General features: G+C 43.4%; 26 protein-coding genes. 25 read left to right on the top strand and 1 reads right to left on the bottom strand.

All coding sequences use genetic code 11. The features are described 5' to 3' along the window. Positions 1–5: 5 nt before the first annotated feature. The 21 genes from R7R24_RS20705 (at position 6) to R7R24_RS20605 (ending at position 23,923) form a co-directional block, all read left to right on the top strand. A complete protein-coding gene (locus tag R7R24_RS20705; RefSeq protein ID WP_046224205.1) occupies positions 6–590 on the top strand; it encodes a hypothetical protein in 585 nt (194 codons plus the stop codon). Continuing rightward, the gene (locus R7R24_RS20700; protein WP_014386707.1) at positions 547–1,176 is read left to right on the top strand and encodes a DUF4400 domain-containing protein; all 630 of its coding nucleotides are present in this window, start codon (positions 547–549) and stop codon (positions 1,174–1,176) included. The genes R7R24_RS20705 and R7R24_RS20700 overlap by 44 nt, the downstream gene beginning before the upstream one ends. Positions 1,177–1,192: 16 nt before the next feature. Continuing rightward, a complete protein-coding gene (locus R7R24_RS20695; protein WP_014386708.1) occupies positions 1,193–1,594 on the top strand; it encodes a hypothetical protein in 402 nt (133 codons plus the stop codon). A 168-nt stretch (positions 1,595–1,762) separates the two neighbouring features. Further along, positions 1,763–1,906, top strand: a complete 144-nt coding sequence (locus R7R24_RS20690; RefSeq protein WP_153274586.1) for a hypothetical protein — start codon at positions 1,763–1,765, stop codon at positions 1,904–1,906. A gap of 157 nt (positions 1,907–2,063) precedes the next feature. After that, positions 2,064–2,345 (top strand): type IV conjugative transfer system protein TraL, encoded by a 282-nt coding sequence (gene traL, locus R7R24_RS20685; RefSeq protein ID WP_014386709.1) that lies wholly within the window; start codon positions 2,064–2,066, stop codon positions 2,343–2,345. Beyond that, complete coding sequence (locus tag R7R24_RS20680) at positions 2,342–2,971, top strand: TraE/TraK family type IV conjugative transfer system protein (RefSeq protein ID WP_014386710.1); 630 nt, start codon at positions 2,342–2,344, stop codon at positions 2,969–2,971. Before traL ends, R7R24_RS20680 begins: the two co-directional genes overlap by 4 nt. Further along, on the top strand, positions 2,961–3,911 hold the full coding sequence (locus R7R24_RS20675) for a type-F conjugative transfer system secretin TraK (protein ID WP_014386711.1): 951 nt from the start codon (positions 2,961–2,963) through the stop codon (positions 3,909–3,911). Before R7R24_RS20680 ends, R7R24_RS20675 begins: the two co-directional genes overlap by 11 nt. Positions 3,912–3,914: 3 nt before the next feature. Next, positions 3,915–5,264 carry a TraB/VirB10 family protein gene (locus R7R24_RS20670; protein WP_014386712.1) on the top strand — a complete coding sequence of 450 codons (1,350 nt, stop codon included), beginning with the start codon at positions 3,915–3,917 and terminating at the stop codon, positions 5,262–5,264. Further along, positions 5,264–5,812, top strand: a complete 549-nt coding sequence (gene traV, locus R7R24_RS20665) for a type IV conjugative transfer system lipoprotein TraV (protein WP_014386713.1) — start codon at positions 5,264–5,266, stop codon at positions 5,810–5,812. Before R7R24_RS20670 ends, traV begins: the two co-directional genes overlap by 1 nt. A 14-nt stretch (positions 5,813–5,826) precedes the next feature. Continuing rightward, the gene (gene traA, locus R7R24_RS20660) at positions 5,827–6,201 is read left to right on the top strand and encodes a TrbC/VirB2 family protein (protein ID WP_014386714.1); all 375 of its coding nucleotides are present in this window, start codon (positions 5,827–5,829) and stop codon (positions 6,199–6,201) included. A 94-nt stretch (positions 6,202–6,295) separates the two neighbouring features. Then, positions 6,296–6,670: a TraA family conjugative transfer protein gene (gene traA / locus R7R24_RS20655; protein WP_109320306.1), complete on the top strand. Its 375-nt coding sequence runs from the start codon at positions 6,296–6,298 to the stop codon at positions 6,668–6,670. Between the two features lie 207 nt (positions 6,671–6,877). Next, positions 6,878–12,298 carry an Ig-like domain-containing protein gene (locus tag R7R24_RS20650; RefSeq protein WP_101905925.1) on the top strand — a complete coding sequence of 1,807 codons (5,421 nt, stop codon included), beginning with the start codon at positions 6,878–6,880 and terminating at the stop codon, positions 12,296–12,298. A gap of 155 nt (positions 12,299–12,453) precedes the next feature. Next, the gene (locus R7R24_RS20645; protein WP_014386716.1) at positions 12,454–13,158 is read left to right on the top strand and encodes a DsbC family protein; all 705 of its coding nucleotides are present in this window, start codon (positions 12,454–12,456) and stop codon (positions 13,156–13,158) included. Then, positions 13,155–15,605: a type IV secretion system protein TraC gene (gene traC / locus R7R24_RS20640; RefSeq protein WP_014386717.1), complete on the top strand. Its 2,451-nt coding sequence runs from the start codon at positions 13,155–13,157 to the stop codon at positions 15,603–15,605. The genes R7R24_RS20645 and traC overlap by 4 nt, the downstream gene beginning before the upstream one ends. 17 nt (positions 15,606–15,622) lie before the next feature. Further along, on the top strand, positions 15,623–15,943 hold the full coding sequence (locus tag R7R24_RS20635) for a hypothetical protein (RefSeq protein WP_041154752.1): 321 nt from the start codon (positions 15,623–15,625) through the stop codon (positions 15,941–15,943). Then, the gene (locus R7R24_RS20630; RefSeq protein WP_069541826.1) at positions 15,940–16,455 is read left to right on the top strand and encodes a S26 family signal peptidase; all 516 of its coding nucleotides are present in this window, start codon (positions 15,940–15,942) and stop codon (positions 16,453–16,455) included. Before R7R24_RS20635 ends, R7R24_RS20630 begins: the two co-directional genes overlap by 4 nt. Continuing rightward, complete coding sequence (locus tag R7R24_RS20625) at positions 16,418–17,686, top strand: TrbC family F-type conjugative pilus assembly protein (protein ID WP_014386720.1); 1,269 nt, start codon at positions 16,418–16,420, stop codon at positions 17,684–17,686. Before R7R24_RS20630 ends, R7R24_RS20625 begins: the two co-directional genes overlap by 38 nt. Then, a complete protein-coding gene (locus R7R24_RS20620; RefSeq protein WP_014386721.1) occupies positions 17,683–18,387 on the top strand; it encodes an EAL domain-containing protein in 705 nt (234 codons plus the stop codon). Before R7R24_RS20625 ends, R7R24_RS20620 begins: the two co-directional genes overlap by 4 nt. Beyond that, a complete protein-coding gene (locus R7R24_RS20615; RefSeq protein WP_014386722.1) occupies positions 18,384–19,391 on the top strand; it encodes a TraU family protein in 1,008 nt (335 codons plus the stop codon). The genes R7R24_RS20620 and R7R24_RS20615 overlap by 4 nt, the downstream gene beginning before the upstream one ends. A gap of 195 nt (positions 19,392–19,586) precedes the next feature. Continuing rightward, complete coding sequence (traN, locus tag R7R24_RS20610) at positions 19,587–22,367, top strand: conjugal transfer mating pair stabilization protein TraN (RefSeq protein ID WP_014386723.1); 2,781 nt, start codon at positions 19,587–19,589, stop codon at positions 22,365–22,367. A 227-nt stretch (positions 22,368–22,594) separates the two neighbouring features. Then, a complete protein-coding gene (locus R7R24_RS20605) occupies positions 22,595–23,923 on the top strand; it encodes a hypothetical protein (protein ID WP_138221979.1) in 1,329 nt (442 codons plus the stop codon). Positions 23,924–24,023: 100 nt separating this feature from the next. Here the strand turns inward: R7R24_RS20605 and R7R24_RS20600 are convergent, their stop codons facing one another. Beyond that, on the bottom strand, positions 24,024–24,698 hold the full coding sequence (locus R7R24_RS20600; RefSeq protein WP_014386731.1) for a DUF1845 domain-containing protein: 675 nt from the start codon (positions 24,696–24,698) through the stop codon (positions 24,024–24,026). A 296-nt stretch (positions 24,699–24,994) separates the two neighbouring features. Between R7R24_RS20600 and R7R24_RS20595 the strand changes: the two genes are divergently transcribed. From R7R24_RS20595 to R7R24_RS20580, 4 genes are all read left to right on the top strand, one after another. After that, positions 24,995–25,318: a hypothetical protein gene (locus R7R24_RS20595; protein WP_014386732.1), complete on the top strand. Its 324-nt coding sequence runs from the start codon at positions 24,995–24,997 to the stop codon at positions 25,316–25,318. Between the two features lie 165 nt (positions 25,319–25,483). After that, entirely contained in the window at positions 25,484–25,705 is a 222-nt protein-coding gene (locus R7R24_RS20590) for a hypothetical protein (protein WP_014386733.1), read from the top strand. A gap of 262 nt (positions 25,706–25,967) precedes the next feature. After that, on the top strand, positions 25,968–26,273 hold the full coding sequence (locus tag R7R24_RS20585) for a hypothetical protein (RefSeq protein WP_052481498.1): 306 nt from the start codon (positions 25,968–25,970) through the stop codon (positions 26,271–26,273). Positions 26,274–26,659: 386 nt separating this feature from the next. Beyond that, on the top strand, positions 26,660–26,836 hold the full coding sequence (locus R7R24_RS20580; RefSeq protein ID WP_014386735.1) for a hypothetical protein: 177 nt from the start codon (positions 26,660–26,662) through the stop codon (positions 26,834–26,836). The last annotated feature ends 76 nt before the right edge of the window (positions 26,837–26,912 follow it).

Raw genomic sequence — 26,912 nt, 5'->3', positions numbered from 1 at the left:
GAAATATGAGTGCGAATAAGTATAAAAATTATGAGGTTACTAGAGTGGTTGATGTGAATCCGCACAAGAAAGTACTAAGCGTGATCCGAAAGCGTGATCGAAAAAATGCACACACACTGGCACTGCTGTTTTTTGATTGGCCTGCAACCAATGATGTGATTGAGCAACTATGTTGTTTCATCACTGATGGGATCAAATCGGATAAGGAGCCAGTGATTTATCCGATTTTGGAAGAGGCATTAGATAAATATAGCGGTGTAGTGTTCCATGCGAACAAACGTAAGTACGAGGACCCGGTAAGACTAGGGGTTTTCTTGGAAACCATCATCACTGAAACAGCTAAAGCGCTAGAAATTGAGATTGAAGATTCACTAGGTAACAAGTGGTCTGTGGAGAAAGGTGAGCCTTTTTCTCACTGGCTTGCAGACCATAAAGGTGAATTATTCATTGTTCCACATCAACATCAGAATGAATGCAAACTTCGCAAGGCTTTGTATCAGTTAGTCGCTAGCGAAAGTGTAAAAACAGTATTAAGGAGAACCAATTATGAAGAAGCCGTTGTGGCTGGTCGCTTGGTTGCTAGTCATTGAAGTCTTGGTGATTCTTTTGCTAGTACCTGGTGATTGGACAGATAAAACAATTCAGCGTGAATCAGAGCTGGTGGAGCAGAACTTAGGCTATGAAGCTAGACAGTGGATTAGTGATACAGCTGGGGACTGGTACAAAACTAGTGTGCTTGATTCTGGCTTTTATGCTGCTATGTATCACACGTTAATTCCAACAGAAGAGGAACGTAGAAAGTCGAAAGGAATGGAGAATATGGGCCAAGCATGGTTCGTTTGGGTGGAGGGGCGAATTGAAGCCTTTACCAATGTAATTTACCAGTTCTACACGCGGTTAGCACTTTTGTCCTCCTGGGCACCGTATCTGCTCATCTTGTTCATCCCGGCGGTTTATGACGGTTTGATGAGTTGGAAGATCAAACGAACCAACTTTGACTATGCGAGCCCTGTTGTCCACCGATATAGCATTCGAGGAACGTTCTTCCTAAGCATGGGGCTGTTTATTACCTTTTTTGCTCCCATAGCTCTAAATCCAATTGTAATCCCCGCTGTGATGATGCTCTGTTGTGTGTTGTTGGGACTTGCATTCGGCAATTTACAAAAACGAGTTTAACCAAAGGATATTCAATATGAAAAAGACTGCTCTAACAATCATTGCCGCATTCATGCTTGCAGGTCCAGCAGTGGCGAAGACAGATAAACCCTATACGGAGGAAGTGGAAACTTTCTTTGAGACCTTCGAACTGATGTGTGAAAGTTGCGCCGAAGTTTCGGAGTTTATGGTTCAGACACTAGAAGAGAAGTGCGATCAACCGATAACCATAGAAAATATTCAGAATGTAACGAAAACACATCCTCTCTATGCATTTCTTCTGGCTATGGGGAACATGAACCCAGATGGAAAACCTCTTAGCTTTCAGTCTGCCGCTGACAACGTGGACTGTAACGATGGAATGAAGTGGGTAGAAAAGACCCAAAGCGCGATGAAAGCAGCATATCAAGAGCAGAAGAAGCAAGCGCAAAACGGATAAGTCACATTACATTGCAAAGGCGGCCATTTGTTGGCCGCTTTTTTGTGTCACTCACTTTCACATGTGAAAGTCTTAATGCTTCCCAAATGGACAAATACAGCGCTGTGAAATGAGCACGAGATCAGGTGAGAATAAAGAAAAATTAAATAGCAATCAGTTGGAGGTTATATGTCTTCTCATACACATACAGCAAATAGCTCTGAACGCTCTGGAGCATCATGGGGCGTAGGGCAAATTATCCTTTGGCAGTTAATCTTTGCCGTAGGTTTCTTTTTTGGTATTCAGTATGGCGATCTTGTTCGCTTGTTTTAACCTTTCACATTACCCGCTCTAAAAACGGCTTTATGCCGTTTCTCTCTTTATAAGACCACTTTTCGCCCAAGTTGCCCAAAAAGGGCGTTAGCCCGTGGCGTGTTTGTTGAAAAAATCTTCCAGAATTGGCGACATTGGAAATTGGAAGAGATATGGAATGAAGCCCGTCAAAATCCCACGTCGTATAGACGAACCGCCGCACATGCTGCTCTGGAGTGCAGATGAGCTGGCTCCTATGCTTCTTGGCCTTGTCATCGGAGTGATGATGGGCAAAGCCTTGATTTTTTTCTTAATCGGCTTGGCCGTGACCAATTTATATCGTCGATTTCGTGATAACCACCCTGATGGCTACATGCTTCACATGCTGTATTGGGGGGGATTCATCGCAACAAAAGCAAAATCTTTGAAAAACCCATTTATCCGGAGGTATTTCCCTTGAATTTAAAGGTGTATTTAAAAACCTGGGAGGGCACTCAGGCTGAAAATAAATGGGGGCGAGTCTTCGTCCTCGGTCTGATCTTCACCGTCTTGCTGCTAGCTGTGAAGTTGTTTAGCAAAGAGACCATTGTGACCGTTCAGCCTTGGACTTTGAATGAAGAAGCTTGGGTATCACAAAAAAATGCCTCTCAATCATACAAAGAGGCGTGGGGATGGGCTCTTGGAACGCTGATGGGTAACGTAACTCCCGGCAACGTTAACTTCATCAAAGAACGTATGGAGCCAATTCTAGCACCGACTATTTATCAAGAGTTTATTGATGCACTTGAAATCCAAGCGCAAGAGATTCAAGCAGACCGAATCACTATGCGATTCGAACCTCGTTTCGTCGAATACGAAGAAACGACTGACAAGGTTTTTGTGTATGGGCACTCCTTTGTTAAGGGGGCTGCTTTTGACGCAAAAGAGCAACGTACAGACAGAACATACGAGTTTGAGCTCCGCGTTTCGAACTATATGCCTGTCCTTGATTATATGACCACGTATGAAGGTCGCCCTCGAACGAAGAGTGTTTTAGACAAATTAGAACGTAAAGAAGAGAGCCGGAGAAAGCGTAATGAAGGTTAATTCGATTGTTTTGGCGCTTTCAATTGCGCTTGGTGTTTCAAGTGCAGTGAATGCATCAGATGATGAAATACCAGTTGTTCCTGTCAGTGTTATGAAGAACAACGTTCCAGCCCCCGTAATCCCTGATTCAGTAGCAAAACAAAGAGCTACAACTACTCAGGCCAATAGCTCGAATTTGGCTGGTGGTTACACTGAAAACTCACAACTGGTTATGGAGCCTGGGGTTAATCAGATCATCCCTATTGCTATCGGTCATCCCAACCGAATCGTTACTCCATTTGGTAAGCCGGAAGTGACGTCAACATCCTTACAGCCGGGGCAAAATAAAGGTGAATGTGGGGAAATATGCATCAAAGAGAATGTTATCTATGTGGCTACGGCAAAAGAATACCCAGTAACCATGTTCATTACAGAAAAGGGCTCAGAAGCTCGTGCGCTGAGTTTAACAATGGTTCCTCAAAGAATCCCACCTCGTGAAGTGTTTTTGAAGCTCGACAATAACAGCTTAATACCTGGCATGTTTGCAAACAACAAAGCTAAAAGCTGGGAGCAAAGTCAGCCATATATCGAAACACTTCGAACAGTATTCAGAAAACTGGCTCTTGGTGAAATCCCTAATGGCTACTCCATGAATCGAACTCCAAGCAATGTTCAATTACCTCAGTGTGCGCAGCCTGGTATTTCAGTCAATTTTGCAAATGGACAAATGATGATGGGGCATCATTTGACTGTATTTGTAGGTATTGCTCGAAACGTCACAAGTGAACCTATTGAGTTCAAAGAGCAATCTTGCGGAAACTGGAGTGTTGCTGGTGTGACTTCATGGCCGCATAAGGTTCTTGAGCCAGGTCAGAAAACCGAAGTGTACGTGGCAGTAAAACAGCGCGAGAAAACCGAATCGGCTACTCGTCGTCCTTCACTGTTGAGCGGAGGAATGTAAACGATGATTAATATGAATTGGTGGAACGAGCTCGATCCAAACAAAAAGCGTTGGGTTGCTGTTGCAGGTGGTGTTTTCGTTCTGTTTGTGGCTGTGAGTCTTTTTTCTGATGAAGGTACAAGTGACTCCAGCAATAAAAGTCGTAAAGAAACCATCCGTCACGTATTAACTGACAAGGGCACTCGTGAAGCGGGTATGGATGCATTGGTTGGCAATCTTAAAACAACGAAAGCTGAACAAGAACAACTGCGACGTGAACTGGACAAAGTAAAACGTGAACTGGAGAACACTAAGTCGAAGGCTGGTGCATCAGTTGATATAGGTAAGGAACTCGAACAGCTGAAACGCGATGTTAAGGAGCTTTCTCAAGAAAATAGAAACTTAGCGCGAGATTTAGAAAAAGCTCAGAAAGACGCTGAAAAACGTTCAGGGAAGCCTACAGCTGGTGGCGCTGAAACTGGTTTGACAGAGGAACAGGGCGCTCAACAAGCTGGTGGATACACCTCTACCGAAAAGCTTGATTACAAGGACCCTAATGAGTTCTTTAAGAAAGCTCCACTACCAGCTAACTCTCACAGCAAACCAACGGGTAAGGAATCGGATAGATCAGGTAAACCTACCGCTCAACCGGGCATTCGAATTGTTAACTACACAGAATACAACGAAGCAGAAGAGAAAGCGGCGGAAGAGCAGGAGGACCAAGACAACTCTATCTACTTACCTGCGGGTTCAATTCTTACTGGTGTAACGATCACTGGTATGGATGCTCCTACCGCAAAGGGAGCAAGAAAAGACCCTTTCCCAGCAACAATTCGACTCCAGAAGGAAGCTATTTTACCTAACCGATTCAGAGCCGATGTTCGTGAGTGTTTCTTGATTGTATCCGGTTACGGCGATCTGAGCTCAGAAAGGGCATATCTACGAGGCGAGGTTATTTCCTGTGTTCGTGAAGACGGCGGCGTAATTGAGTCTCGCTTGGACGGATATGCAGTGGGTGAAGATGGTAAAGCTGGTGTACGTGGCCGCTTAGTATCTAAACAAGGTGCAATGATAGCCAAATCTTTGACGGCTGGTTTCTTGAGTGGCTTTGCTCAAGCGCTTGATACAAACCCAGTTCCAGTTATCAACACTAATCCAACAGACACACCTGTATATCAACACGTGTTCAATGAAAACACTATGCAGAGTGGTATATCAAAAGGCGCATCAAGTGCGATGGAGAAGGTTGCTCAGTTTTATCTTGATATGGCTGAGGGAATGTTCCCTGTAATAGAGGTCGATGCAGGTCGTCAAATTGACGTAATTATCACCAAGGGGCAGCAACTAAAACTTAAATCGCAGGGGACAAAATAATGACGAAAAAAACACAAAAGCTGACCAGAAAGGGCAGTTTCACAGGGGGCTTTCCAATGGTTAAGCCCATAAAATCTACAGTGTCGATGATTTTGGGCAGCGCTTTATTGCTATCAGGCTGTACCTCAATCGGCAGTGATGAGTATAGCTGTTCAGGTATTCCTGATGGTGTTCAGTGTATGTCAGCGCGAGATGTCTATGCGGCGACAAACGATGGCAATATCCCACGCTCAGTAAAGCCTGGAGAAGAGCCTGTTTCTGTTCCAGGAGAGATAGCCAACTCATCATCGACGGGAGATTCAGTGATAGACAATTACGTCACACCGCGCCTCCCGAATCGTCCGGTGCCTATTCGTACTCCAGCACAGGTCATGCGCATATGGGTAGCCCCTTGGGAGGATACCAATGGTGACTTGATTGTGACTGGGTACGTTTACACCGAAATAGAACCGCGCAAGTGGGTAATTGGGGAAGGGACTCAACAAGATGTACCTATGCTCAAACCCTTGCAAACGATAAAACCCAAAGCTAATTCAGAAACTAAATAGGAGAACTTAGCAAAATGAACGTCACATCCACATCAAACAATAAAGTCAACCTTTTGTTCTGGGTGGCGTTGGCTCTGGTGATCAGTTTTATGTTTGCCAATCAAGCCCACGCTGGTACAGGCGGTACAGAATTTGATGATATCTGGACCACCATTACTGACTGGACTCAAGGTACGCTTGGCCGAATCATCGCAGGTGCAATGATCTTGGTAGGCATCGTTGGTGGCATCGCTCGTCAAAGCTTGATGGCATTTGCGATGGGTATCGGCGGCGGTGTCGGCTTGTACAACAGCCCTACCGTTGTTGAATCTATCATGACAGCAACTCTTGAAACTGCTGACAAAGTTGCCCCAGTTGCAATTCAACTAAGCAACGGATTAGGTATGTGATTTCATACGTAACAGTACTTTGTAAGTACTTGATATAACGGGCAGTTGAATATCTCAACTGCCTTTTTTAAGATTGAAAATCAGGAAAAAAATCATGGAAATCACAAATAAGGCTAACAATAAAGCCAATCTTCTTTTCTACGTCGGTTTAGTAATGATCGTTGGACTTATGTTTGCGAACCAAGCTCACGCTGGTACTGGTGGTACAGAGTTCGATGACATTTGGACCACCATCACCGACTGGACTCAAGGTACACTGGGTCGCATCATTGCTGGTTCAATGATTTTGGTAGGTATCGTTGGTGGTATCGCTCGTCAAAGTATCATGGCATTCGCAATGGGTATCGGCGGTGGTGTTGGTCTATACAACAGCCCTACGGTTGTAGAAGCGATTATGACAGCTACATTAGAGTCAGCTGAAAAAATTGCTCCAGCAGCTATTCAGTTCAGTAACGGCTTAGGGCTATAAGGTCTCAATACTCACTTTAACCCCTCCTTTTATACTTGGCATTTTTGGTTTCAGTCGTCAGAAAATGCCAAGTGATTTCCCTCCCAGAAAAACGCTTTAAAAACGCTCAAATTGGGCAGTTACACAGTCTGTGTATAGCCGATTACTCCAGTAACCTCCTGTATTGGGTTCTTGTAACCCTATTCAATAGCTATTGGAGAAAACATTATGAATAAGTTCAAGCTAAGGCTACCAGTCTTGCTTGGTGCGATGGCCGCAATTGCTGCACCATTAGCTCAAGCGGAATTGTTAGAATACAGCTTTAATACACCTGATGGTGCAGAACGCACATTATCTCCAAGCACCGTTTACGCCAACCCAACAGGGAACATAAAGTTCGCGTTGAGTGCAGGGATCGACCGTAAGGTTAAAATCTCTATCGTAAGGCCAGACGGTTCAGTGGTGAATTCGGCTACGAGTCACCTGCTTGGAGGCGCAGACCGTATTACAGTTAATGGAAAGTCCTATTATGGTGCGGAGTTAGAACTAGCCGCTCCGGGGGAGGGCGAGTACTCATTTAAGGCAGAAATTCTTACGTCTGTTGGAGATTCTGTTCAAACAGATACATACCCAATTATTGTAGATATCACACCTCCTGTTATTTCTGGGGAGATTCAGTGGGTCAGAAGTGGTTTTAGTATGGGTAGTATTGATGTCTTTAACCACGGTTATGCGGGTAAAGAGTTGAGATTGGAAGGGATTGATGATGATAGCGGTATATCGTCAGCAAAATTCTTTACCATCGACTCTTCTGGGCAAAAACGAGAAACGAACGCATCCTTGGATACAGTTCAGGGAGTGGCATCTTTACCTGTCGGCAGTGCAGTCAGTAGCTCGATGGCTCCTGAAAATCAAGCAGAGTATACTCTTGGTTTTTCAATCAGTGACGAAGCAGGAAACCAGACAGAAATCAGTAGAGTTTCAACGATTGATAAGGTTGTTCCCCAGGTCTGGACGGAAGTATTCGATAGTTCCGAAGGCATTTGGAAACCCTACACATCGGGTATGAATGTTTATGAAAACCCTGTTCAAATTCGTTACAAACGAAGAAAGCAGGAACATACTGCATTTAATGGAACAAAATATGGATGGGGAGATACAACCTATGATTCGGAAGATAATGAATTTATTTACCGAAATGTAAGTTTAAACTACCCTCAAAAATACTCATATTTCCATTTCTTCACCCAAGCTGGTGGTTACTCAACACATCGTTACGCAGATTTTAATTTTAATCTAGCTGGTGGGGCTTCTCTTGGTCCTAAACCAATAAAGCTTGAATATCATCTAAGTGATGGTGGGTGGGTCTCAAGTGAAAGACCACGCTACTCTCACCCTTACGTGGTGGATAAGGTCCGTATACATTCAGAAGCAAGGCCATATAACCAGAAAGCTTGGCTTAGTGGTTTTGGAGCTTGTGTGATCCCTGCAAATGAAACGTTTTGTGAGGCTGAGGTCAATGTAAGTAGGACATCAGGGCGAGGATACAGCCCAATTCAGTATTATGTAGCAAAAGAAGATGGATCATTTTCAGTGCATGGTGGGTATCTGTACACATTTTGGGATATGAATCCACCAACAATAGATAATGTCTCTGTTGATAAAACATTAGGCCAAATGACAGTACGGGTTATTGATAATGATAGAGTCAATAACTGGCAGATAAGTCATTGGGACACTAATGTGTTTAAAGCATATGCTGATAATGGTGAAGAACGGATCGAGCTGCCGCGTTCATCGTACACTTCACCTGACTATAAAACTAAAATTGCGACGTTTGATTTTGCTAGTCTGACCGATGGTAACTATTCCCTGTCTGCCGAAGCGATAGATACCTATGGGAACAGTGCTACGCAAAGTTATGGTGAGCAAATCTTAGTCGATAACACGCCACCAACGTTATCTGTCAATGTTACTGATGATGTCCAGTCTTTGGATGACGTTGTTATCAATCTTTCTGATAACTTAGACAGTACACCGAAGGTAACGTCGATTGCTTTAGTCGGCGGTCCGGCGGATGAATCTGTTCAATTGTCATGGCGTGAAGAGTCAAATGGTCGATTCCGTTTGGAATACCCTGTGATGTTCCCTTCGCTGGCAGAAGGTGAGAGTTATACTCTTACCGTAAAGGCTGTAGATAACCAGAGTAACGAAGCGACAAAAGCCGTAGTGTTTAACTATAAACCTCGTGAAATTACGCTTTCAGGCGGATTTAACGGCAATATGGCTATTCCGGCAGTTCCGTATGAGTTTACCTATGCAGACGGTAAGAACATCATCGAAACTGAACCTCTAACGTTAAGTGATGGTTCGGTCGTAACTGGCTCATACGACGTAATGGTGACATTGCGAAGTGATGCTCAAATTCCTTTGGTGGTAAACGGTATTCGAGTTGAACCAGGCCAAACTGCTGACATTATGAAAAATCATAGCTTTGCTTCTACTGGAGGACGATTAAGTATTCCAGTTCGAGCTGTTGATGGTGCAGATGCTGGCACAGCAAGCCTTTTGGTTATGACTACAGCGCCTAACTCACCAGTTTTGGTAGCCAATATCAAAACATGGAAAGCGAGTGAAAGCTTAACGGCCAATACCTGGGAAGTTCGACAAGTCATCGACAACTTCAATGTCCAAGTCTCTGCCGACTCAGGTGTACCATGTCGCTATTCGACGAACCTGCAAGAAGCTCAATCATCAGATCCTATCAAAGACCCTGTATGTTTTGTTGAGTGGGAGCAGATTCCAGATGAAGCCGAAGTGGTAAACAGTAATCGAGTTGCTGGTATATCTGGTCAAGCATTGCAGATCGGTGAACAGGATGTCACTTATGGTGTATATCTGTTTAACGGCGAAGATAAGGTAAAAATCGGCGGCGGTAACAGAAAGCTAAATGTGGTCTCTGCTTTGGGTTCAGTAACTTACTTACCAGAGTCAGATATTGCTCAAGTAGACCGTGTTATCCAGAACTTAAATGTTCAGTTACGACAAACCTCAGGTCCAAGCTGTATCCTGACGATGGATGCTGAAAAAGCCAAGCAAGATGAGAGTGGACGTGTATCCGAAGCGGCGCACAGAAGCTGCTTATTTGAGTGGAAAGAAGTTCCAGAAGGGCTGCTACAAGATACTCGATACGACACACCAACACTAATTGGTTCATTGGCAGAAAAAGCAACGGTTCCTTTAAGTTGGCGCGTTAGCATTTTCTCTCGTAGTGGAGCTCGTGTAGCGTTAGCGGATGAGACCTTTAACATCGAGGTTGTTGACCCAGCGGTTCCTCAAGTTGATCTGATGACCGATTATCACTTCAAGGACAACATCTACATCGTTCCTATGACTGGTGATTATTTCGGTGATGTCCAAGTGAATGCGAAGCCATCAGACTTGAGGGTTTCTATATCTAGGAACAATGAAACACTTGAGTCAGAAGTGCATTCATCCGGTATGGGTACAGCGATGAAGGTGAATCGTCGTATTCGAACAGATGACCGCAAACTGTGGGAAGAAGTAACTTACCAAGTTGACTCTTCATATGAAAAAGTACCTGAAATTAAGAGCACTAAAGAATATCGACTGATTGCAATGCCAAGCAAAGGTATTCGTCCAATGCTGTCAATGGATGGTAATACTGTTCTCGATATCCAAACGCTGAACGTAAAAGTCGATATACGCGATTTGTACCGTGGGAACGACGAATATGATGAAGCAACTATGGGGCAGTGGAAGGTTCGTCTGTCTCGTCAGATCTCTCCAGGAGAGATTGAACCAATGTCAGAATGGGTGGATGCAGAAAACGGTTCAGCTGAAATAGCAGTTGAAATGTCGAAAGTAGACTCTAGCTACATTCGATTTACCGCAGAAGCGAAGCTTGTTAGCCCAGTTGAAGGATATGAACGTATCGAGGCATCTCCAAGCCCAATTTTTGCTACGGTTCTTCGTGGTAACAAAATTGATGGTGAGGTTACAACTCGTCGTTTATCAGGTGCAGCTCCTTTCAATGCCGCTTTTAAGTTAGGTATTGTCGATCGGCTTGATTATCGTTCAGTTGGAGATGTCTTCTGGGAAGTGAGTAATGACGATGGTCAGACATGGAATGAACATGCTACAGAAGAGCGTAGAAAGTACAGTTTCGTAGAGAGTTTCGGTGTTGGTAAATATCTAGTTCGAGCTAAAGTTGTAAACGTAAACTCGGGCTTAGAAAAGTACACTGAAAATGTAGAAATTGTTTCGTATGAAGCGCTTGAAGTTGATGTTCCTGGTCCTGATACGCTCTTGGTGGGTAGTTCTTCTGAATACTCAGCGACCATTATGGATGGCGAGAACGCATTTGATGCAAGTAAAGCTGTGATTGAGTGGTCAGAAGATGGTGGTAAGACTTACACTACTGCGGCTCCACGTATCACGCTAACCAGAGAAGAACCACAACGAGTTAAGCTAATTGCTCGTGTACGTTCGACGATGGCTCCAGAAGATGATGCGTATGCGTATAGCCAGGCCAAGAAAACCGTAGAGTTTAAAGCTGTTAAAGCTCCGCGTATTCGTATTGATGGACCTCGTTTAGTAGAGAAAGACTTTACTTACAAACTAACCGCAGATACTCGACTGCCTTATCGAGATTTGGATGCCGAAGTTAAGGGTTTCTTCACGCTTCCTGATGGAACCATTATTGAAGGCAACACTGCTGAGTACGTTCCAAATCAAGCAGACTTGGATCAAGCTCGTGTTGAAATCAAATACACAGCATGGATCGACGGTTACAAGGAGTCTTCTACATCGGAAACGGTATACAAAGCTCGCGTATGGCAATATGTCTGGCCTGAGTTTGCACTCAGCTACAGAGCAAATGCAGATGTAGCACCAGCTATTGTTAGCGCTTCTGTTCGTCCTGTTGGATTCCGAGGCAAGCTTGAAGAGCCTACCTACGAATGGATCTTACCGGAAGGTGCAAAGCTTAAAGATCAACGAGACACGTCTCGCTCTTTTGAAATCACAGAGCCGGGCGAGCACCTTGTGAAGGTCATTGTGCGCGATGCTCGTGGTAACGAAGCAGAAGCTCAGTTAGCGATAACGGTAGGTCAAGCTGAAAACTATAAGGTAGAACTAGAATACTCAGGTTCAAATAAGCTAGATCGTGAACCTCTGGATGTTTTGGTTCGTCCATATATTGAAGGTGGACACCCAAGAGACCGAATTAATGTGATGCAGTACACCGTTAATGGGAAGTCTCTTGAAGACACTGGTCGTTATGGAAGAATGACGCTTGACGCGGGAGAACACACAATTAACTTCCGTATTAAGTCTGAAATGGGCAAAGAAGTGGAGAAAGAGTTGAAGATAAAAGTTATCGAAAACCAAGCTCCGGTTTGTTCTATCGACCACAGAGAAAGTACATTCGCATGGCTTGTGTATGCCTCATGTGATGATGTCGATGGTCGTGTAAAAGGATTTGAATGGACGCTTAATGGTGAACCTGTTGCCTCTTCATCACGAAGATTGACGATCAGCAAACGCAGCTATGATGCAATGCCAGAAGTTACTTTGACTGGTATAGATGATGCTGGTGGTCGCAGTGATCCTGTGACCCTTCAATAAAAGTATGACTATCTAAACCAAGCCCGGCACTCGCCGGGCTTTTTTGTCTCTCCGCTCTAATTGACCAAACAGGGCAACTACAGATGCAGGCTTGTATCCATATCCCGAATAAACTGCCAACTGATGAAAAAGTAACTGACGGTTAAAGGATAGGTATGTTGAAACAAGCAATAGCACCAGTGCTCATGCTGCTTAGTACTGTAGCAACAGCGAAAGATTTTACTGCTGCTGATGTGCAGAAAGCAGAGGCAAAGATTACTGGAATGGTTGAGTTGCCAATTTATGGCATCAATGCAGTAGAAAGTGACGGTCAAATCGTGTTTTTGTCAGAGAATGGACGCTTTGTTATTTCAGGACAAATCTACGATCTCTGGCAAAAGAAGCCTCTCAGTACGTTGACAGAAATGCGCGATGTCGCTGACCGATTTAGGCTACGTGACATGAATGTCGATATAGATGCGATGAATGTGGCAAAGCTTGGGACTGGCCCAAAAGAAGTAGTGGTCTTTGTTGACCCTCAGTGTGGTGCCTGCCACCAGCTAATGGAAGAGGCGAAAGCTCTTAAAGATGAATACACGTTTAAGTTTGTCGTGATACCTATTCTTGGTGATAAGTCAAACCGTTTAGCTCGCGCTCTGTCTTGCATAACTGACCAAGATAAAGCGTTTGAAGCGCTTAGCCAAAGAAAGCTTGGTTCCTACCCAACATCATGCAGCAGTAAACGTCATGATCTCACTCTGCTTACCGCACAGTTACTAAATATTCGAGGTGTTCCTTATTTGATTGCACCTGATGGGCGAGTCAACGCTGGCCGACCACAGAATATGGACCTGAAAACATGGCTGGAGAGCGATAAATGAACATTATTACGATAAGAAAAAAGCTCCAAGAAAAGCTTATCCCAGAGCATTTAAGAGCTGCTGGGATTGTCCCCGTGCTTGCGTACTCAGAAGATGATTACACCTTCTTGATGGATGATAAAAGCATTGGCTTTGGTTTCTACTGCCATCCTCTATGCGGGGCTGACGAAAAGATTCAAGAGCGTGTTAATGGTTTTATGAACCAGGAGTACCCGGCCAAAACCACCATGCAGTTTATCTTGTTTCGATCTCCTGACTTAAACCATGAAATGTATCGAATGATGGGGTTACGTGATGGTTACAGAGATGATCTGTTGACCTCTTCAATCGAGCAGCGAATGGAGTTTCTTCAAAAACATACGACCGAGAGAATGGTTGCCAAATGTAAGAAAGGAACATTTGATCTTGGTCTAATCCACGACCTAAAACTGTTCGTCACCGTAAAAGTGCCCATCAAACATGCCAATGAACCGTCTCAGGAAGAACTAGACTCTCTGGCAAACCTACGGACTAAAGTTGAGTCTTCACTAAGAACGATTGGTGTTCACCCTGTCCCCTTAACTGCTGTCGGTTACATCAGAACAATGAATACCATGCTCAATTGGGGGCCTGAGGCATCATGGCGAACAGATGGTTGCGATTGGGAAACAGACAAGCCCATTTGTGAGCAAATTTTTGATTACGGCACAGATTTGGAAGTTGATAAGAGCGGTCTACGTTTAGGCGATTATCACGTTAAGGTTATGTCTGCGAAGAAAATGCCCGACTCTTTCTATTTCGGTGATGCAATCACCTTTGTTGGGGATCTCAGTGGGGGCAACTCAGCTATTCGTGAAAACTACATGGTCGTGACAAACCTGTTTTTCCCAGAGGTTGAAAACACCAAGAATGCACTTGAAAGAAAACGTCAGTTTACAGTAAACCAAGCATACGGGCCTATGCTGAAATTTGTTCCAGTACTTGCTGACAAAAAGCATGACTTTGATGTTTTGTATGAGTCATTAAAAGAAGGCTCAAAACCTGTCCGTGTAAGTTACTCATTGGTGCTTTTTGCTCCTACAGCTGAACGCGCTCAAGCAGCAGCAACAGCGGCGCGTAACATCTGGCGCGAGAACCGCTTCGAGATGATGGAAGACAAATTTATCTCGTTACCAATGTTTATCAATTGCTTGCCATTCTGTACCGACCGAAAAGCCGTAAAAGATCTGTTTCGTTATAAAACCATGACCACTGAACAGGCATCAGTTCTATTACCGGTATTTGGCGAGTGGAAAGGGACTGGCACTTTCCACTCTGCATTGATTTCTCGTAACGGACAGCTAATGAGCTTGTCTTTGCATGATAGCGACACGAACAAAAACTTAGTGGTCGCAGCGGAATCTGGATCGGGTAAAAGTTTCCTTACCAACGAATTGATATTCAGTTACTTGTCTGAGGGGGCTCAAGTTTGGGTTATAGACGCAGGTAAGTCATACAAAGACCTGTGTGAACTGCTGAAAGGGGACTTTGTGCATTTCGCCGAAGGCTCCAACATTTGTTTGAACCCATTTGAACTGATCACGAACTGGAAAGAAGAAGAGGATGGTGTTGTCTCTATCGTCAAAGCTATGGCATCCGAGAAAGGCTTGTTGGATGAATACCAACTCGCAGGTTTAAAGCAAATTATGAACGAGCTCTGGGAAGTTATTGGCCGTGATATGACTGTAGACCACATCGCTGATAAGTGTTGTGAGTCTGATGAGCAACGAATTAAAGACATCGGTCAACAGCTATATGCATTCACATCAAAGGGTAGTTACGGTAGCTACTTCTCTGGTTCGAATAACGTTAACTTCCAAAACCGTTTTACAGTCCTGGAGCTTGATGAGCTACAAGGCCGCAAGCATTTACGTCAGGTTGTTTTGCTGCAAATGATTTACCAGATTCAGCAGGAAATGTTCCTCGGTGAACGTAACCGTAAAAAAGTCGTCATCATTGATGAAGCATGGGATCTGCTTAAAGAGGGTGAAGTTAGTACATTTATGGAACACCAATACCGTAAGGCAAGGAAGTACGGTGGAAGTATTGGTATTTGTACTCAGTCGATCAACGACCTGTATGAAAACCCTGTGGGTCGCGCTATTGCTGAGAACTCAGCTTCCATGTACCTACTTGGTCAGACAGAAGAGTCAGTAGAATCCGTAAAACGAAGTGGCCGTCTGTCTCTTTCCGAAGGTGGTTTCCATACCCTAAAAACTGTTCACACCATTCTAGGTGCTTATTCAGAAATCTTCATTAAATCAAAAGCTGGCATTGGTGTTGGCCGTTTGGTTGTAGGTGATTTCCAAAAACTACTTTATTCAACAGACCCGGATGACATCCGAGATATCAATAAGTATGTAGATCAGGGCTTAAATATCACTGACGCAATACGTCAAGTAATGCATCAACGTGGCATGGCCGCATAACTAAAAAGGAAAGGATGATGAACTTTAAATCAATTTTAATTGCGGCGTTGTTAGGTGCAGCTGGTGGATTTGGTGGTTCTTATTACTTCATGGTCAAAGAAACCGCAGCACTTCATGACCGATTAGCGTTAACGCCTCCAGTAGTTGTTGTGGATTTCACGAAAATTGCGAGCTCATACCCATCCGGAGCTGATGAGGCTGAGATCGAACAATTGATGCTTAAAACAAACAACGCAATCTTCAAACTCAAAGAAGCGGGGTACTTGATTATTGATGGTGCCGCTACTTTAGGTGCCCCTGAGGATATTTATTTACCTTCGGAGGTAATACTGGAATGAAGCTCATTGTTAGAAAAGAATCTTGGAAGCGATTTGCTTTAAAGGCTGCAATTGTACTTGCTCTTCTTTGGGTTGCTGGGACGTCCTTTGCGGGACGTTACCGAATCGGTTATGACCCTCAATTAGAGCGATGTTTACCTAATCATTCTGTCTACCTTATCGACCTAAAAGATAAAGAACTCCATAGAGATGCTATTTACGCCTTTTCAGCAAAGGGTATGGAGCCACTTTATGATGATGGAACAAGGATGTTAAAAGTCCTTTCCGGGATGCCAGGCGATACTGTTGAAGTCAATAAAAACTGGGAAGTTGTAGTGAACGGAGAGGTTAAACAAGTAGGGTTACAACTGGCTAATAAGTTGAATGTTCCTGCTAGTCATTTCTTTGGGAAAGGTGTTCTTCCAGAGAAACATTATTGGTTTCTCGGGGAAAGTATATCGAGTTTTGATTCACGCTATTGGGGAGCTGTAAAAGATGAGCAAATCATTGGCCGCGCATATCCGCTTTTCTAAATTGTCTGTATTAGTTGCGGCCCTCATTTCAAGTTCTGTTTTTGCTAGTAACAGTCCTCTAACTAGCGAGGATATGGCTATCATCGAGCAAGGAAGAGAGTTGGCAGAGAAGGCTCGCCAAATGGAAGAGCTTCCTGATTGGGCGAAGAATAAAAATCTAGATCAATCTCAGGTAGAAGCACGTCAGTTTTTTCAGCAATTACAAGAATCTGACCCCACGCTGAAAGCAATGGCAGAAAGACAGGCCGAAAAAAGTGTCTACACAGGGCACTCCACTCTTATTTTTGCATCTTACTCATTGGGAAAAGAAGGGCTGAAAGACGTCCTTGATACGGCATCAGGTGAAGATGATGTGGTAGTGGTTTTCCGTGGAATTCCGGATGGTATGAGCATTGGTGATGGCATCAAAGCTGTTCAAAAATTAGCAGAGCAAATGGACCCAGTGCCTAATGTCGTTATCAACTCTGTTTTGTTCCAAAAACATAATGTCACGTCAGTACCAACAATAGTCGTGCTTGAAGAAGAAACTAAGCCTGGACACGATCCCAAAGAACTCGCAAAAGTTACAGGTTTATCGACGCTGGAGTGGATAAGAAAAGAGGTGGATGCTGGTGAGTCTGGCGACTTCGGAGTTCGAGGTCCAGCAGTTGAAATTGCGGAGCAAGACTTTATCGAGAGAGCTAAAGCTCAACTAGCGGGTATTGACTGGGAAGAAAAGAAAGATCAGGCAGTAAAGCGGTTTTGGCATAACCAGCAGTTCAACGAAAGACCACGGGCACCACGATATAGAGAGCGATTGCTTGACCCAAGCATATACCTATCGAAGGACATAAGTACCGCTGAGGGAGTTGTGTTTGCTCGTAAAGGTGAGGTTATAAATCCACTTTGCGCTCACGGCGAAGAGTGTAAGCCGGGAACTCGTCAGTTTACTCAGGCCGTTATCATTTTCGACCCTTTAGATAAAAAGCAAATGGAACTGTTGACTGAACTTGTCCCTAAAGTGCAGCAAGAACGTGGGGTTCAAAGAGTCACATATATTGCTACTCAGTTTGAGCGCGATAGTGGTTGGGATTCATATAAACATGTTACGGACACAGTTGACGCTCCTGTTTATCTGCTTACGCCGGATGTAGTTAATCGCTTCCAAGTCGAGTACACGCCAACAGTAATTACAGCTCAAGGGAATAACTTTTTGGTAAGGGAATTTGATGTTAAGGAGGCTGTGGAATGAACCTGATCCCTGCATTTCAGACGATTACCTCAAATGGTAGCAATACTGTTGGAGCAGAAGTACTTTCTAGATGGCACCATCAAGGTCAAGTCTATGGTCCAGCAGACCACAAAACACCGATTAATTGGGGTATGGTGGATTTAGAGATAATGAAATCTCTGATTCCCCTTGTCCCTGTTATCGAAAGGCTTTACCCCAGTATTTTTATTAACGTATCGCCACAGACATTGAGCTTTTCAGACATGCGAATGAAGTGGTTCAAATTGTTGAAAGAGCTTACAGATAAAGCCCCATTCCAAGTAGTTATAGAAATCACGGAAAAGGTAACACCAGAACAGTTGGATAACGCATGGTCCTTACTTAGTCAGTTCAATGTTGCTTTAGCTATGGATGACTTTGGAGAAGATCACTCATCAGTTAGTCGCCTAACATCTTACTCTTGGCAATTTTGCAAAGTTGAAATAGGACAATTGAAGGGTTTGGCAGGTAACGCGGCGGTTCAGTATTGTCGTCTTAACAACATAACACCGATTGCAGAACGAGTTGAAAGTGTAGCTCAATCAGAAGTGGCAAAACTTCTTGGATTAGAGTGGCAGCAAGGTTTTTTGCATGGCAAACCCGTCACGTTCGACCTTGAAGTGAACTCATTAATAAAACAAGCACAAGTATCTGAGCCAGTTAGAGTTGGAGTTATGTCGTGAATAAAATATTGAATTCAATTTTATTAGTGGCCCTATTTGCCTTGGCGGGGACTGCTAAAGCTGATCCAGGATGCCAGAATGCAGAAGTCATTGGCCCTAAACTTTTTACTGATATCTGTTGGTCATGCATATTTCCGATTCGAGTGGCAGGGGCAACAATGAGCGGAGGTGGTGGTTCTTATCCGTCTGATGCAGTTGGGAGCCCTTTGTGTGCTTGCCAAGATAACAATGGGATACCACGACCAGGTGTAACTACGTCAATGTGGGAACCTGCTCGTTTGGTTGAATTTCAACGAGTTCCAGGGTGCTCTTCTGTGCTTAATGGAACTAGATTCCCCTTTGACAGAACGTTCCAAGGTCATCATGGAGAAGGAACGATGGACGGTGGTGATGGCTCATTTATGCATTATCACTTTTACGCCTTTCCTCTTATGACAATGTTGGAACTGTTCGTGAAGAAGACCTGCAATGCTGATGGTTACTCTGATTTAGATATTATGTACCTGTCCGAGTTAGACCCTACTTGGAACTCTGATGAACTTGCATTTTTTACTAATCCCGAAGCTGCTGCTGTCGCTAATCCTATAGCAGCGGCAGCATGTACAGCTGACGCTGCGGCTGCGAGTATTGGTAAGCCTCTCAAGCAGTTGTTTTGGTGTGCAGGTAGTTGGGGGTCAATTTACCCTTTAAGTGGAAACCAAAATGGTGGAAAAGGGGTGATCAAAGACAGTAGTCTACTTGCAACCCGTGTTCTAACAGCTTTGCATCGTCGAGGTTTGTCATGGAAGACGATGGGTTCTGATGCAATGTGTAATGGTGTCATAAGCCCAACATTACCCAAAACACAATACAAATTTACCTTATTGCATCCAGTCGCAGAAACAAATTCTTCACATGTTATCGGAGAGTCAACGTTAACGTGGGGGATAGGGAAAACAATTCCAGCAATAGGTCAAGATCCTATTTACACGATATGGCGCTGGAATGATTGTTGTAATAACTAAAGCTCAACAAAGAAATCACTAATAACTAGCCCCGTTTTGGGGCTTTTTCTTTATATGGAGGACATGAGCAGCGTAGGTAAACGACCCCAGTGTTGTCCAAAATGGACAGTTCCACAGTCTAAAGAAACTCGGTCGGGCGACTATCATGGCGATATATGTTGAGGGGTAATAAGAACGGGTTACAGGAATAAAGTAATGAGAAATTATACAAGGTTGATGAGGGCTGTCGCTTCTCTGCTAATAGTGACAACCCCTTTCTTGCCGATACATGCCTATGCTAACGGCAATAGCGCTAGTGAGGCAGGACGAGAAGCGCAAGTTTTAGCAAATGATTTAGTGTCTTCGTTCAAGTCCGCTCCAGGAGGAGTTAACAACGGAAATATTAGTTTTCCAACACTTGAAAATGGTCAATTTCAAAATGGTGGTGGAACTATAAATGTAAATGATTTATTTCCGGGTACAAGCAGCTCCAATAGTGACCCTTCAAGTTATTACTTCCCAGATGGAAACCCGAACTTAGGTGAACTAGAAGGTGTCTATAATGACAACAATGGTATGGATTCTATTGGTGGTAATGCAAAAAGCTCTCTATGGAGTGATGCTAATAGTGGGAGCCCCACCATATCAGGAGCAGCCTACAAAGTTCTCTTGGATGCAACAAACCAATCAAAGCCTGATTTCAGCAATGACCCCTTGATGAACCTTAGTAAGAAAACCTATGAAGACATTGATGTGATATCAGAAGGTTTTGGTGATTGTTCTGCTGAAACAATCATTAACAACAATACAATTGCAACGCATATACCAGATTATAGAACTTGTGAAAGGGTAACGGATAAAAGTGCCGATTGTGAAGTGTTGCATGAGTATGACGCTGAAATCATAAAATACCATGATGGCCCATTTAACATTAAGCCGTGTGGGGATGATTGTATTGAACTTTGGATCGGTAAAGTTGGCGATAACTACTGGTCAGGCTGGTGTACAATCTATGAGCAGGCAACACAGGTTAGAGTTGATAATCCTGATGCAATCATTTCAGCGACACTAGAATATGCTAAGTGGGATGACTATATGCAAGTATTAGTAGGTCCTCCTGGCAGTGAAAACAAAGTATGGCAAGGTCCGAATAGTAACTTCCCCCCAGAAACTCCCGGTGCATGTGAGCTAAGTACAAGTTGGCAAACTAACCCCAACACTGATGTGACGTCTCACTTTAAAAACACAAAACCAGGCGATGTGGTTAGTTTTAAAATCAGAGTTTCTGTTGCTGGTAATGGTGAAGGTTTTGGTCGGATAAAAATTAAGTACGATCGTTCAAAAGCAGTATTCAAAGACACATGGACCCCGCAGAGTTGTCTCGATGCAGCTGTAGGTATCCGAGATGGTTTTGCTTCTGGTCAATTCTCTTGTATTGAGCAACCATCTGATGTAAATGCGTCTGGTTGTGTAGTAAAAAATGGATTTAAAGTTTGCGAGGACATGTTGAGTGAGCCTCCTTTGCCTGGGATACCTAAGTTATGCACAAAAGTCAGAGTAAAAGCTGACTATGACTTCTACAAGGGGCAAATGGAGTGTTGGACTGACCCACAAGGAGAAATACAGTGCCCAAATAATCAAGGTGGCAACCTTGATTCATGTAAGGTTCTGGAAGATAACCCGCAGTGCGGTTTTGTTAGTTCTAAGTGTGTGGAAGGTGCTCAGGGAAGTTCAGGAACATGTTATGTGCAAGAAGATACCTTTGATTGCGGGACGGATGTTGATGTACCTACTTTAGACAAAGAAACAAACTTTACATGTGGTGGGCCAATAAAATGCATGGGTGACGAGTGCTTAGACGTTAATAAGACACAAAGTACCGACTTTGCCAGAGCTGCCGCACTGCTGAATGCTGCTCAGTTTATGACACAAGATATGGCGTGTACTGGTACTGATGGTAACGATAACCCAACAGGTACAGAAAACGTTATTTGTAAGGCTTTTGGTGGCGATCCAGGTGAATGTAAAAAAGCTGTTGGGGGGGCTCAGGATTGTTGTGAGAAACCAAGCGGCCTATCTATGGGAGACTATCTGACTCTTATGATGTCAGTTCCTAAACTGGATGGTGCCATTATGTCACTGGATAACGGCAGTGCAATTAAAGGTGCTTATCAAGCCATCCGTGATCCAGCCATTAGTGGTTGGACCGAAATCACCAAGCCGTTCACTTCATATATTGAGAACATTACAGGTGCGATTGACAACTTTACTAAACCAATCACTGACTTGGCAAAAGAGGCAATTCAGGCTCTCAAAGATGAAATCACCAAAATAACCAGTAAAGCTCTAGGGAATGCATCTGCATCAGGAAGCGCTGGTGTACCAGCTGGCGCATCGGAAGGTATGATGGAGCAAATGGTAGGACAACAGGCAGCGAGTGTACTAAGTGGTATTATGGCCGCGTATACCGCTTATGTTGTGGCTATGATGATCATTCAAATAGTTTGGAAGTGTGAAGAAGAAGAGTTTGAATTGAATGCAAAAAGAGCATTGAATAGCTGCACTAAGGTTGGTTCATATTGCAAATCAAAAGTGCTGGGAGCATGTATCGAAAAACGCGAAGCATACTGCTGTTTTAGCTCTCCACTATCACGAATTATTCAGGAGCAAGTAAGACCTCAGTTAGGAATGAACTTCGGCCCTGCAAAAGCTCCTCAGTGCGATGGTATTCCACTGGATCGTTTATCTGAGATTGACTGGACACAGGTAAATCTGGATGAATGGTTAGCTTTGCTGAGAGTTAATGGTCACTTTGACGATCCTGCTGGTATGACTTTAGACCGCCTTACTGGATCTGGTAGTGCGTTTAATGTTGATGGAACTCGACTTAATGCTCAAGAGCGAGCTGAGGAGAGATTGAAGGGGTCTGATCTCGATAAAACAAGAAAAGATGCGGGAGACTCCATCCTTCCAGATACAGGTGCTCCAGGTTATTAAAAAGACCAGTTGTATACACATTAAAGGCGCTCCCATTTTGAGCGCCTTTTTTCTTGTTTGAAATATTCGCTGAACCTGTTAGATTAAATCCATGAGGTTTGAGCGTTTCCCTCGGCATCCACCAGTGCCAAAACGTGATACCGCAAACCAGTTAACCTGAAACTAATGGCTGTGTTTGCGCGAGGTGGACGTAGCAAAAATTTTAAGCCAAGTGAAGGGATTAACTTATGGATACTCCATACCCAATTTATCCGTCTCAAACGGATGCATTCAAAAATATCGCCAAGTCATTTGCATCTCTTATAGCAAAAGAGTCCAAAACCAAAGTTCTGAGCGCATTCAAACGTAATGACTGGCTGGCTCAGTCTTTAGGCTATAAAGGACACGCAGATTTACTTCAATCGACTCAGTTTCGAAAGCAGGCCGACCAAGGCGAACCTTTAAGGTGCTTTCTTCACGAGAGCATTCGAACTGCGATCAGTCAAACATTCTCGTCAAAGATGCCAGATATACCTCCTCAAATTATTGAAAGGGCAAGTTTAGAAATGAATGACGCCGAAGTGGTTTTGTCTAATACTCACCCAGAAGCAAAATTGCCTATGATGCTTGATGAAGGGAGTAAGTATTTTTCTGGGTCATTCGAGAAAATACGAGATGAAATAAACGCTGCGGCAACGCGAAAAAATTATGTGCCTGTTCTAAAGCTCGATTTTTCAGAATCACCATTCAATGTATACGCAGTACTTATGGAACATTCTGCCCTAAAAGCATTTAAGGTAGATCCTAATCGCCGCGATGTAGAATTGATTTATCTCAAGCCCAAAGGTGATACATCTAGTAGTAATTGGAAAATTAGAGCTTCACTAGATGTTTGGGGAGCGGAAACGATCCCTGCTGACGTGCTAAATGACTGGTGTGTTTTCCGTGACTGGTTATTGCAATTCAATCTCGTTGGCCGTACTCATATCTCTGAGAGATTGAAAGATCATAGATTTATTACTTTCCACACGCAGAGTCATCCTGAATACACACTTGAAAAGTTGTACGGAGATCTGAACAGTGAAGAAGATAAAAATCTGTTGTACGCATTGTTAAACCCTAACAAACGATTGATGAATGATGAATCGTCACGAATTGATAGTCGTGGTAATGGCTTCAACAGTACATTGAAATACTCATCGGAAATTTTAAAGATGATTTCGGGAGAAAAGGGTAGCAACAACCAGCGAGGCTGGACAATTGATGGTGTGTTTGAAAATGAAGCGATAGAACACTATGAGCCCATTCAATCAGGTTATGCTTTCCGATTAAAAGGTATGTCCACGGTAGTTACAGTGACATTGACGCCGAACGCAGAGACTGGCTGGGTCGATTACAAGCTGAGTCACTACATTAAAACTCCAGAACAAATGAGCAAATATGTTCCAAGTAGACAATCGGGTGACTATCTTGAGTATGCCTTGCAACGTGGAGTAACAACGATTACCGATTTTTATAAAATCGCAGTACGCAATGGTCACATTCCAGATGACTCGTGGCTAATAGCGAATAGTTAAAGTTAATGATGACATTTTTGACTTTCACATGTGAAAGTGAGAAACACAAAAAAGCCCTTCTGTTGTAGAAGGGCTCTCAATAGATAACCGACATAAAGCGTTAAGCTGCCTTTTCATCTTCCCCAGATTCAGCATTGTCGGCTTCGGATGCAATTTCTTCATCAGTAGTTTCTTGAGTTGGAGCAGCTGCTTCAACTTCATCTTTCTTGCCTTTGGAGTGCGCTGAGATGCGAGCTCTCTTCTCAATACCAATAATTCGGCCAGCAAGTTTGATTAAGCGTTGTTGCCATTGATAAGTGGCGTCTTTGCGCTGTTTGCTTGTGAGGATACTATTTAGCCATAGAGTATCGACTAACAACATCAAGTTATCTAACTTGCGCACTAGGTGAGCAAATTGAGCTACTTGTGGTGAGTTGATCTCGATATCGTACTGGTTTGGGCTTGTATATTCTGGAGCGCCTTCAATTCCGTTGTCTTCCATCAGCTTTTGTAGCTGATTAGTGGCGGTATCAAGATCAACGGATACTTTCTCGATGTGCTCCTGGATGATGCTTTCTACTTGGTCAATTTCATCTTGTTCACCAATGATTCGCAAAATAACATCAATCGAAAACAGTGAATCGGAAACGCGCTGAAAGCTGCGTTCGACTACACGTTGAGCTTGCAGACTGTTCACTTTCAGCACTCGTTTGAATACAGGGCGAGAAAGGTCCGCATTGTTGCGCTCTTTTTTGGTTGGTTGTTGTTCCAAAGAGGTTTCTGCTAAGTCTGTCATTTCTTTCTCCTTCAATTGAATACAGATACAGATAAACGCAGATACAGGATAAAAGGTCTATTGACGAATCCTTAGCTACAAATGTGCCCAGAACGGGCAGATAGAACGATTTATTACATTTTACGAGAAGTGCTATAGTAAAGACTCTTTAGTCGCTCTGCGGCTTTATGTGAGATAGCTGGTCTCCACAAACAATCAGCATTAATCATATGCCGTATGGCATTTCAAAACCCAATCGGGGGAACAATACCCCGACCAAGGGTGTTGCTCCCCTTAGTTTTATAAGGAGTAACACCATGCACATCATCACTTTCGTTTTTGTTATCGTAGCTAGTCTTGGCGCATTGTACGTAGGAGCAATGGTATTTGCGAAAGCATTTACTTTTCTTGCGTTGCAGTTCCAGAACTTAGGTTTGTTCTTTTGGAACAAAGCGAGTAACAAAGCGCGGTCTGTACAGGCCGTTATCAAAGAAAAAGCTGAACAAAAAGCGAAAGCTGTTCAGACTGCTGTTGTTCCTGAGCCTGCTCAAGAACAACCGACTCCGGCTAAACCTGTCGATGAATATGCTTATCTAGAAATTCCAACGTATATCCGTAAAGGAAAAACGCTGGTTTGGTAAGTAGATCTTTAAGGGTATAGCTCAACCAAAAGACTTGACTGATGAGATGTACAACACGTACATCTCATCTTTCATCTCTAAAAATAAAAACCCTGACGGGGGCAACTACCCCGTAGGGGTGAGTTTGTCTCTGTCGTTTAAAAACGTTCAAAAAGGAGACAAATCATGAACAAAATTACATTTACTTTCTGGAAAGCCATCTTGAATGTAGTGCTGGGCTTAGGTACTGGTGCTGTTATTACTGGTGGTATTGGTCTTATGACTGGTGGTGTACATCCCGCAGCTGTGCTCGGAGCTAATGTCGCTGCTGTTGTTATGGGATTAGTTTTCATGGCAGCTTACGTTGTTGGTTCTATCATTCTGGTAGCATTTAGTGACAGTGGATAAATAGGCTCAATTTTGAGCTTAATTTTCGTTAGGATCTGAATGACACTTTGAGGACAGAACAATGACAACAGGAAGCCTGTTATATTTTTCGCTCATCTTGGGGGGCCTGATAGCTATCATTGTTATTGGGTTGATAACCAAGAAGATTGTAGAAAAAAAGTTAAACAAAAAGCACGATAATCGTGATCAGTAATTTAACCCTGGCGGGGGACCTACCCCAGAAGGGATAGGGTATCTCTGCTTAACAAGCAAGGTAACTTATATGAATACTGTACACTTTTGTGGATATGATTGTGATGTAAGAAAGATCCAATATCCAAATCAACAATTAGCTCTAGAGCTGGTGGCCTCGGACACAAAGAATAATAGTCAGCAAGGTATTATTCCTGGAGAGCCAGTTTGTGTTGCAACGGTTTGTTTGCCTGATTTCAAGTTCAAGCCACACCAGTCAGCGATCTCAGAGATTACTCTGAGTTGGCTGGTATTCTGGATGTACTTGAAGAAGCAAAAATTGTTAAACGCACAGGTCAGCAATTACCCACGGGGTATGTATCTGTTCCTGTTGTGAATGTGTTGATTTAGCTTTATAGCCAAGATAAACAAGCTCCAATGGGGCTTGTTTTCAAAGCATGTAGTGGTACGTGTTTTGAAAACAAGCGTCATAGGAGTCATGTATGGTAAAAAACATGCCAGTATCAGGTATTGCTTTTAGCGGTACTCAGGTATTTGGCGTTTCAAATTCAAAGCCTCCATAACCTGGCTCTTTGTTACACAATGAAGGACACAGGCTAAGGAGGACAGTTCATGCCAAGTAAGATCCAATACAAATTACGTCCCTTTTTATACAGCAATAGTTCACTGTCTCTGAGTAGCGTGTGTTTCGTTTTCCATTATGTAAATGTTCATTCAAAGCAAATTGGGTCAGGAGAATTATTGCATTGGGGATAAGATAGTATGAGAGTTCACTTGTATGATGATTGCGCGGGTGTGTTGTATTTAGCCAGTGGCCGAACGATATCTATCAATCCACGACAATTTTGTAGTGTTATTGAAGCTCAAGAGGTTATTACTGACTGGGCTAAGCGTTTAGGTATTATTGGTCAAAATGACACTATATCCGCGTATTCATAATCAAATTCGGCCCAGTTTAGGGCCGAACTTACCAAGTCTTTTTAGGCATACGACAATTATGCCTAAAAAGATTTTT

Source organism: Vibrio sp. 704, from assembly GCF_033339295.1.
This window is presented reverse-complemented; position numbering and strand designations above follow the sequence as displayed.

Excerpts from the sequence above, each read along its gene's own strand:
- R7R24_RS20705 (WP_046224205.1), top strand. The coding sequence starts at position 6 with ATGAGTGCGAATAAGTATAAAAATTATGAGGTTACTAGAGTGGTTGAT.
- R7R24_RS20700 (WP_014386707.1), top strand. The coding sequence starts at position 547 with ATGAAGAAGCCGTTGTGGCTGGTCGCTTGGTTGCTAGTCATTGAAGTC.
- R7R24_RS20695 (WP_014386708.1), top strand. The coding sequence starts at position 1,193 with ATGAAAAAGACTGCTCTAACAATCATTGCCGCATTCATGCTTGCAGGT.
- R7R24_RS20690 (WP_153274586.1), top strand. The coding sequence starts at position 1,763 with ATGTCTTCTCATACACATACAGCAAATAGCTCTGAACGCTCTGGAGCA.
- traL (WP_014386709.1), top strand. The coding sequence starts at position 2,064 with ATGAAGCCCGTCAAAATCCCACGTCGTATAGACGAACCGCCGCACATG.
- R7R24_RS20675 (WP_014386711.1), top strand. The coding sequence starts at position 2,961 with ATGAAGGTTAATTCGATTGTTTTGGCGCTTTCAATTGCGCTTGGTGTT.
- R7R24_RS20670 (WP_014386712.1), top strand. The coding sequence starts at position 3,915 with ATGATTAATATGAATTGGTGGAACGAGCTCGATCCAAACAAAAAGCGT.
- traV (WP_014386713.1), top strand. The coding sequence starts at position 5,264 with ATGACGAAAAAAACACAAAAGCTGACCAGAAAGGGCAGTTTCACAGGG.
- traA (WP_014386714.1), top strand. The coding sequence starts at position 5,827 with ATGAACGTCACATCCACATCAAACAATAAAGTCAACCTTTTGTTCTGG.
- traA (WP_109320306.1), top strand. The coding sequence starts at position 6,296 with ATGGAAATCACAAATAAGGCTAACAATAAAGCCAATCTTCTTTTCTAC.
- R7R24_RS20650 (WP_101905925.1), top strand. The coding sequence starts at position 6,878 with ATGAATAAGTTCAAGCTAAGGCTACCAGTCTTGCTTGGTGCGATGGCC.
- R7R24_RS20645 (WP_014386716.1), top strand. The coding sequence starts at position 12,454 with ATGTTGAAACAAGCAATAGCACCAGTGCTCATGCTGCTTAGTACTGTA.
- traC (WP_014386717.1), top strand. The coding sequence starts at position 13,155 with ATGAACATTATTACGATAAGAAAAAAGCTCCAAGAAAAGCTTATCCCA.
- R7R24_RS20635 (WP_041154752.1), top strand. The coding sequence starts at position 15,623 with ATGAACTTTAAATCAATTTTAATTGCGGCGTTGTTAGGTGCAGCTGGT.
- R7R24_RS20630 (WP_069541826.1), top strand. The coding sequence starts at position 15,940 with ATGAAGCTCATTGTTAGAAAAGAATCTTGGAAGCGATTTGCTTTAAAG.
- R7R24_RS20625 (WP_014386720.1), top strand. The coding sequence starts at position 16,418 with ATGAGCAAATCATTGGCCGCGCATATCCGCTTTTCTAAATTGTCTGTA.
- R7R24_RS20620 (WP_014386721.1), top strand. The coding sequence starts at position 17,683 with ATGAACCTGATCCCTGCATTTCAGACGATTACCTCAAATGGTAGCAAT.
- traN (WP_014386723.1), top strand. The coding sequence starts at position 19,587 with ATGAGAAATTATACAAGGTTGATGAGGGCTGTCGCTTCTCTGCTAATA.
- R7R24_RS20605 (WP_138221979.1), top strand. The coding sequence starts at position 22,595 with ATGGATACTCCATACCCAATTTATCCGTCTCAAACGGATGCATTCAAA.
- R7R24_RS20600 (WP_014386731.1), bottom strand. The coding sequence starts at position 24,698 with ATGACAGACTTAGCAGAAACCTCTTTGGAACAACAACCAACCAAAAAA.
- R7R24_RS20595 (WP_014386732.1), top strand. The coding sequence starts at position 24,995 with ATGCACATCATCACTTTCGTTTTTGTTATCGTAGCTAGTCTTGGCGCA.
- R7R24_RS20590 (WP_014386733.1), top strand. The coding sequence starts at position 25,484 with ATGAACAAAATTACATTTACTTTCTGGAAAGCCATCTTGAATGTAGTG.
- R7R24_RS20585 (WP_052481498.1), top strand. The coding sequence starts at position 25,968 with ATGAATACTGTACACTTTTGTGGATATGATTGTGATGTAAGAAAGATC.
- R7R24_RS20580 (WP_014386735.1), top strand. The coding sequence starts at position 26,660 with ATGAGAGTTCACTTGTATGATGATTGCGCGGGTGTGTTGTATTTAGCC.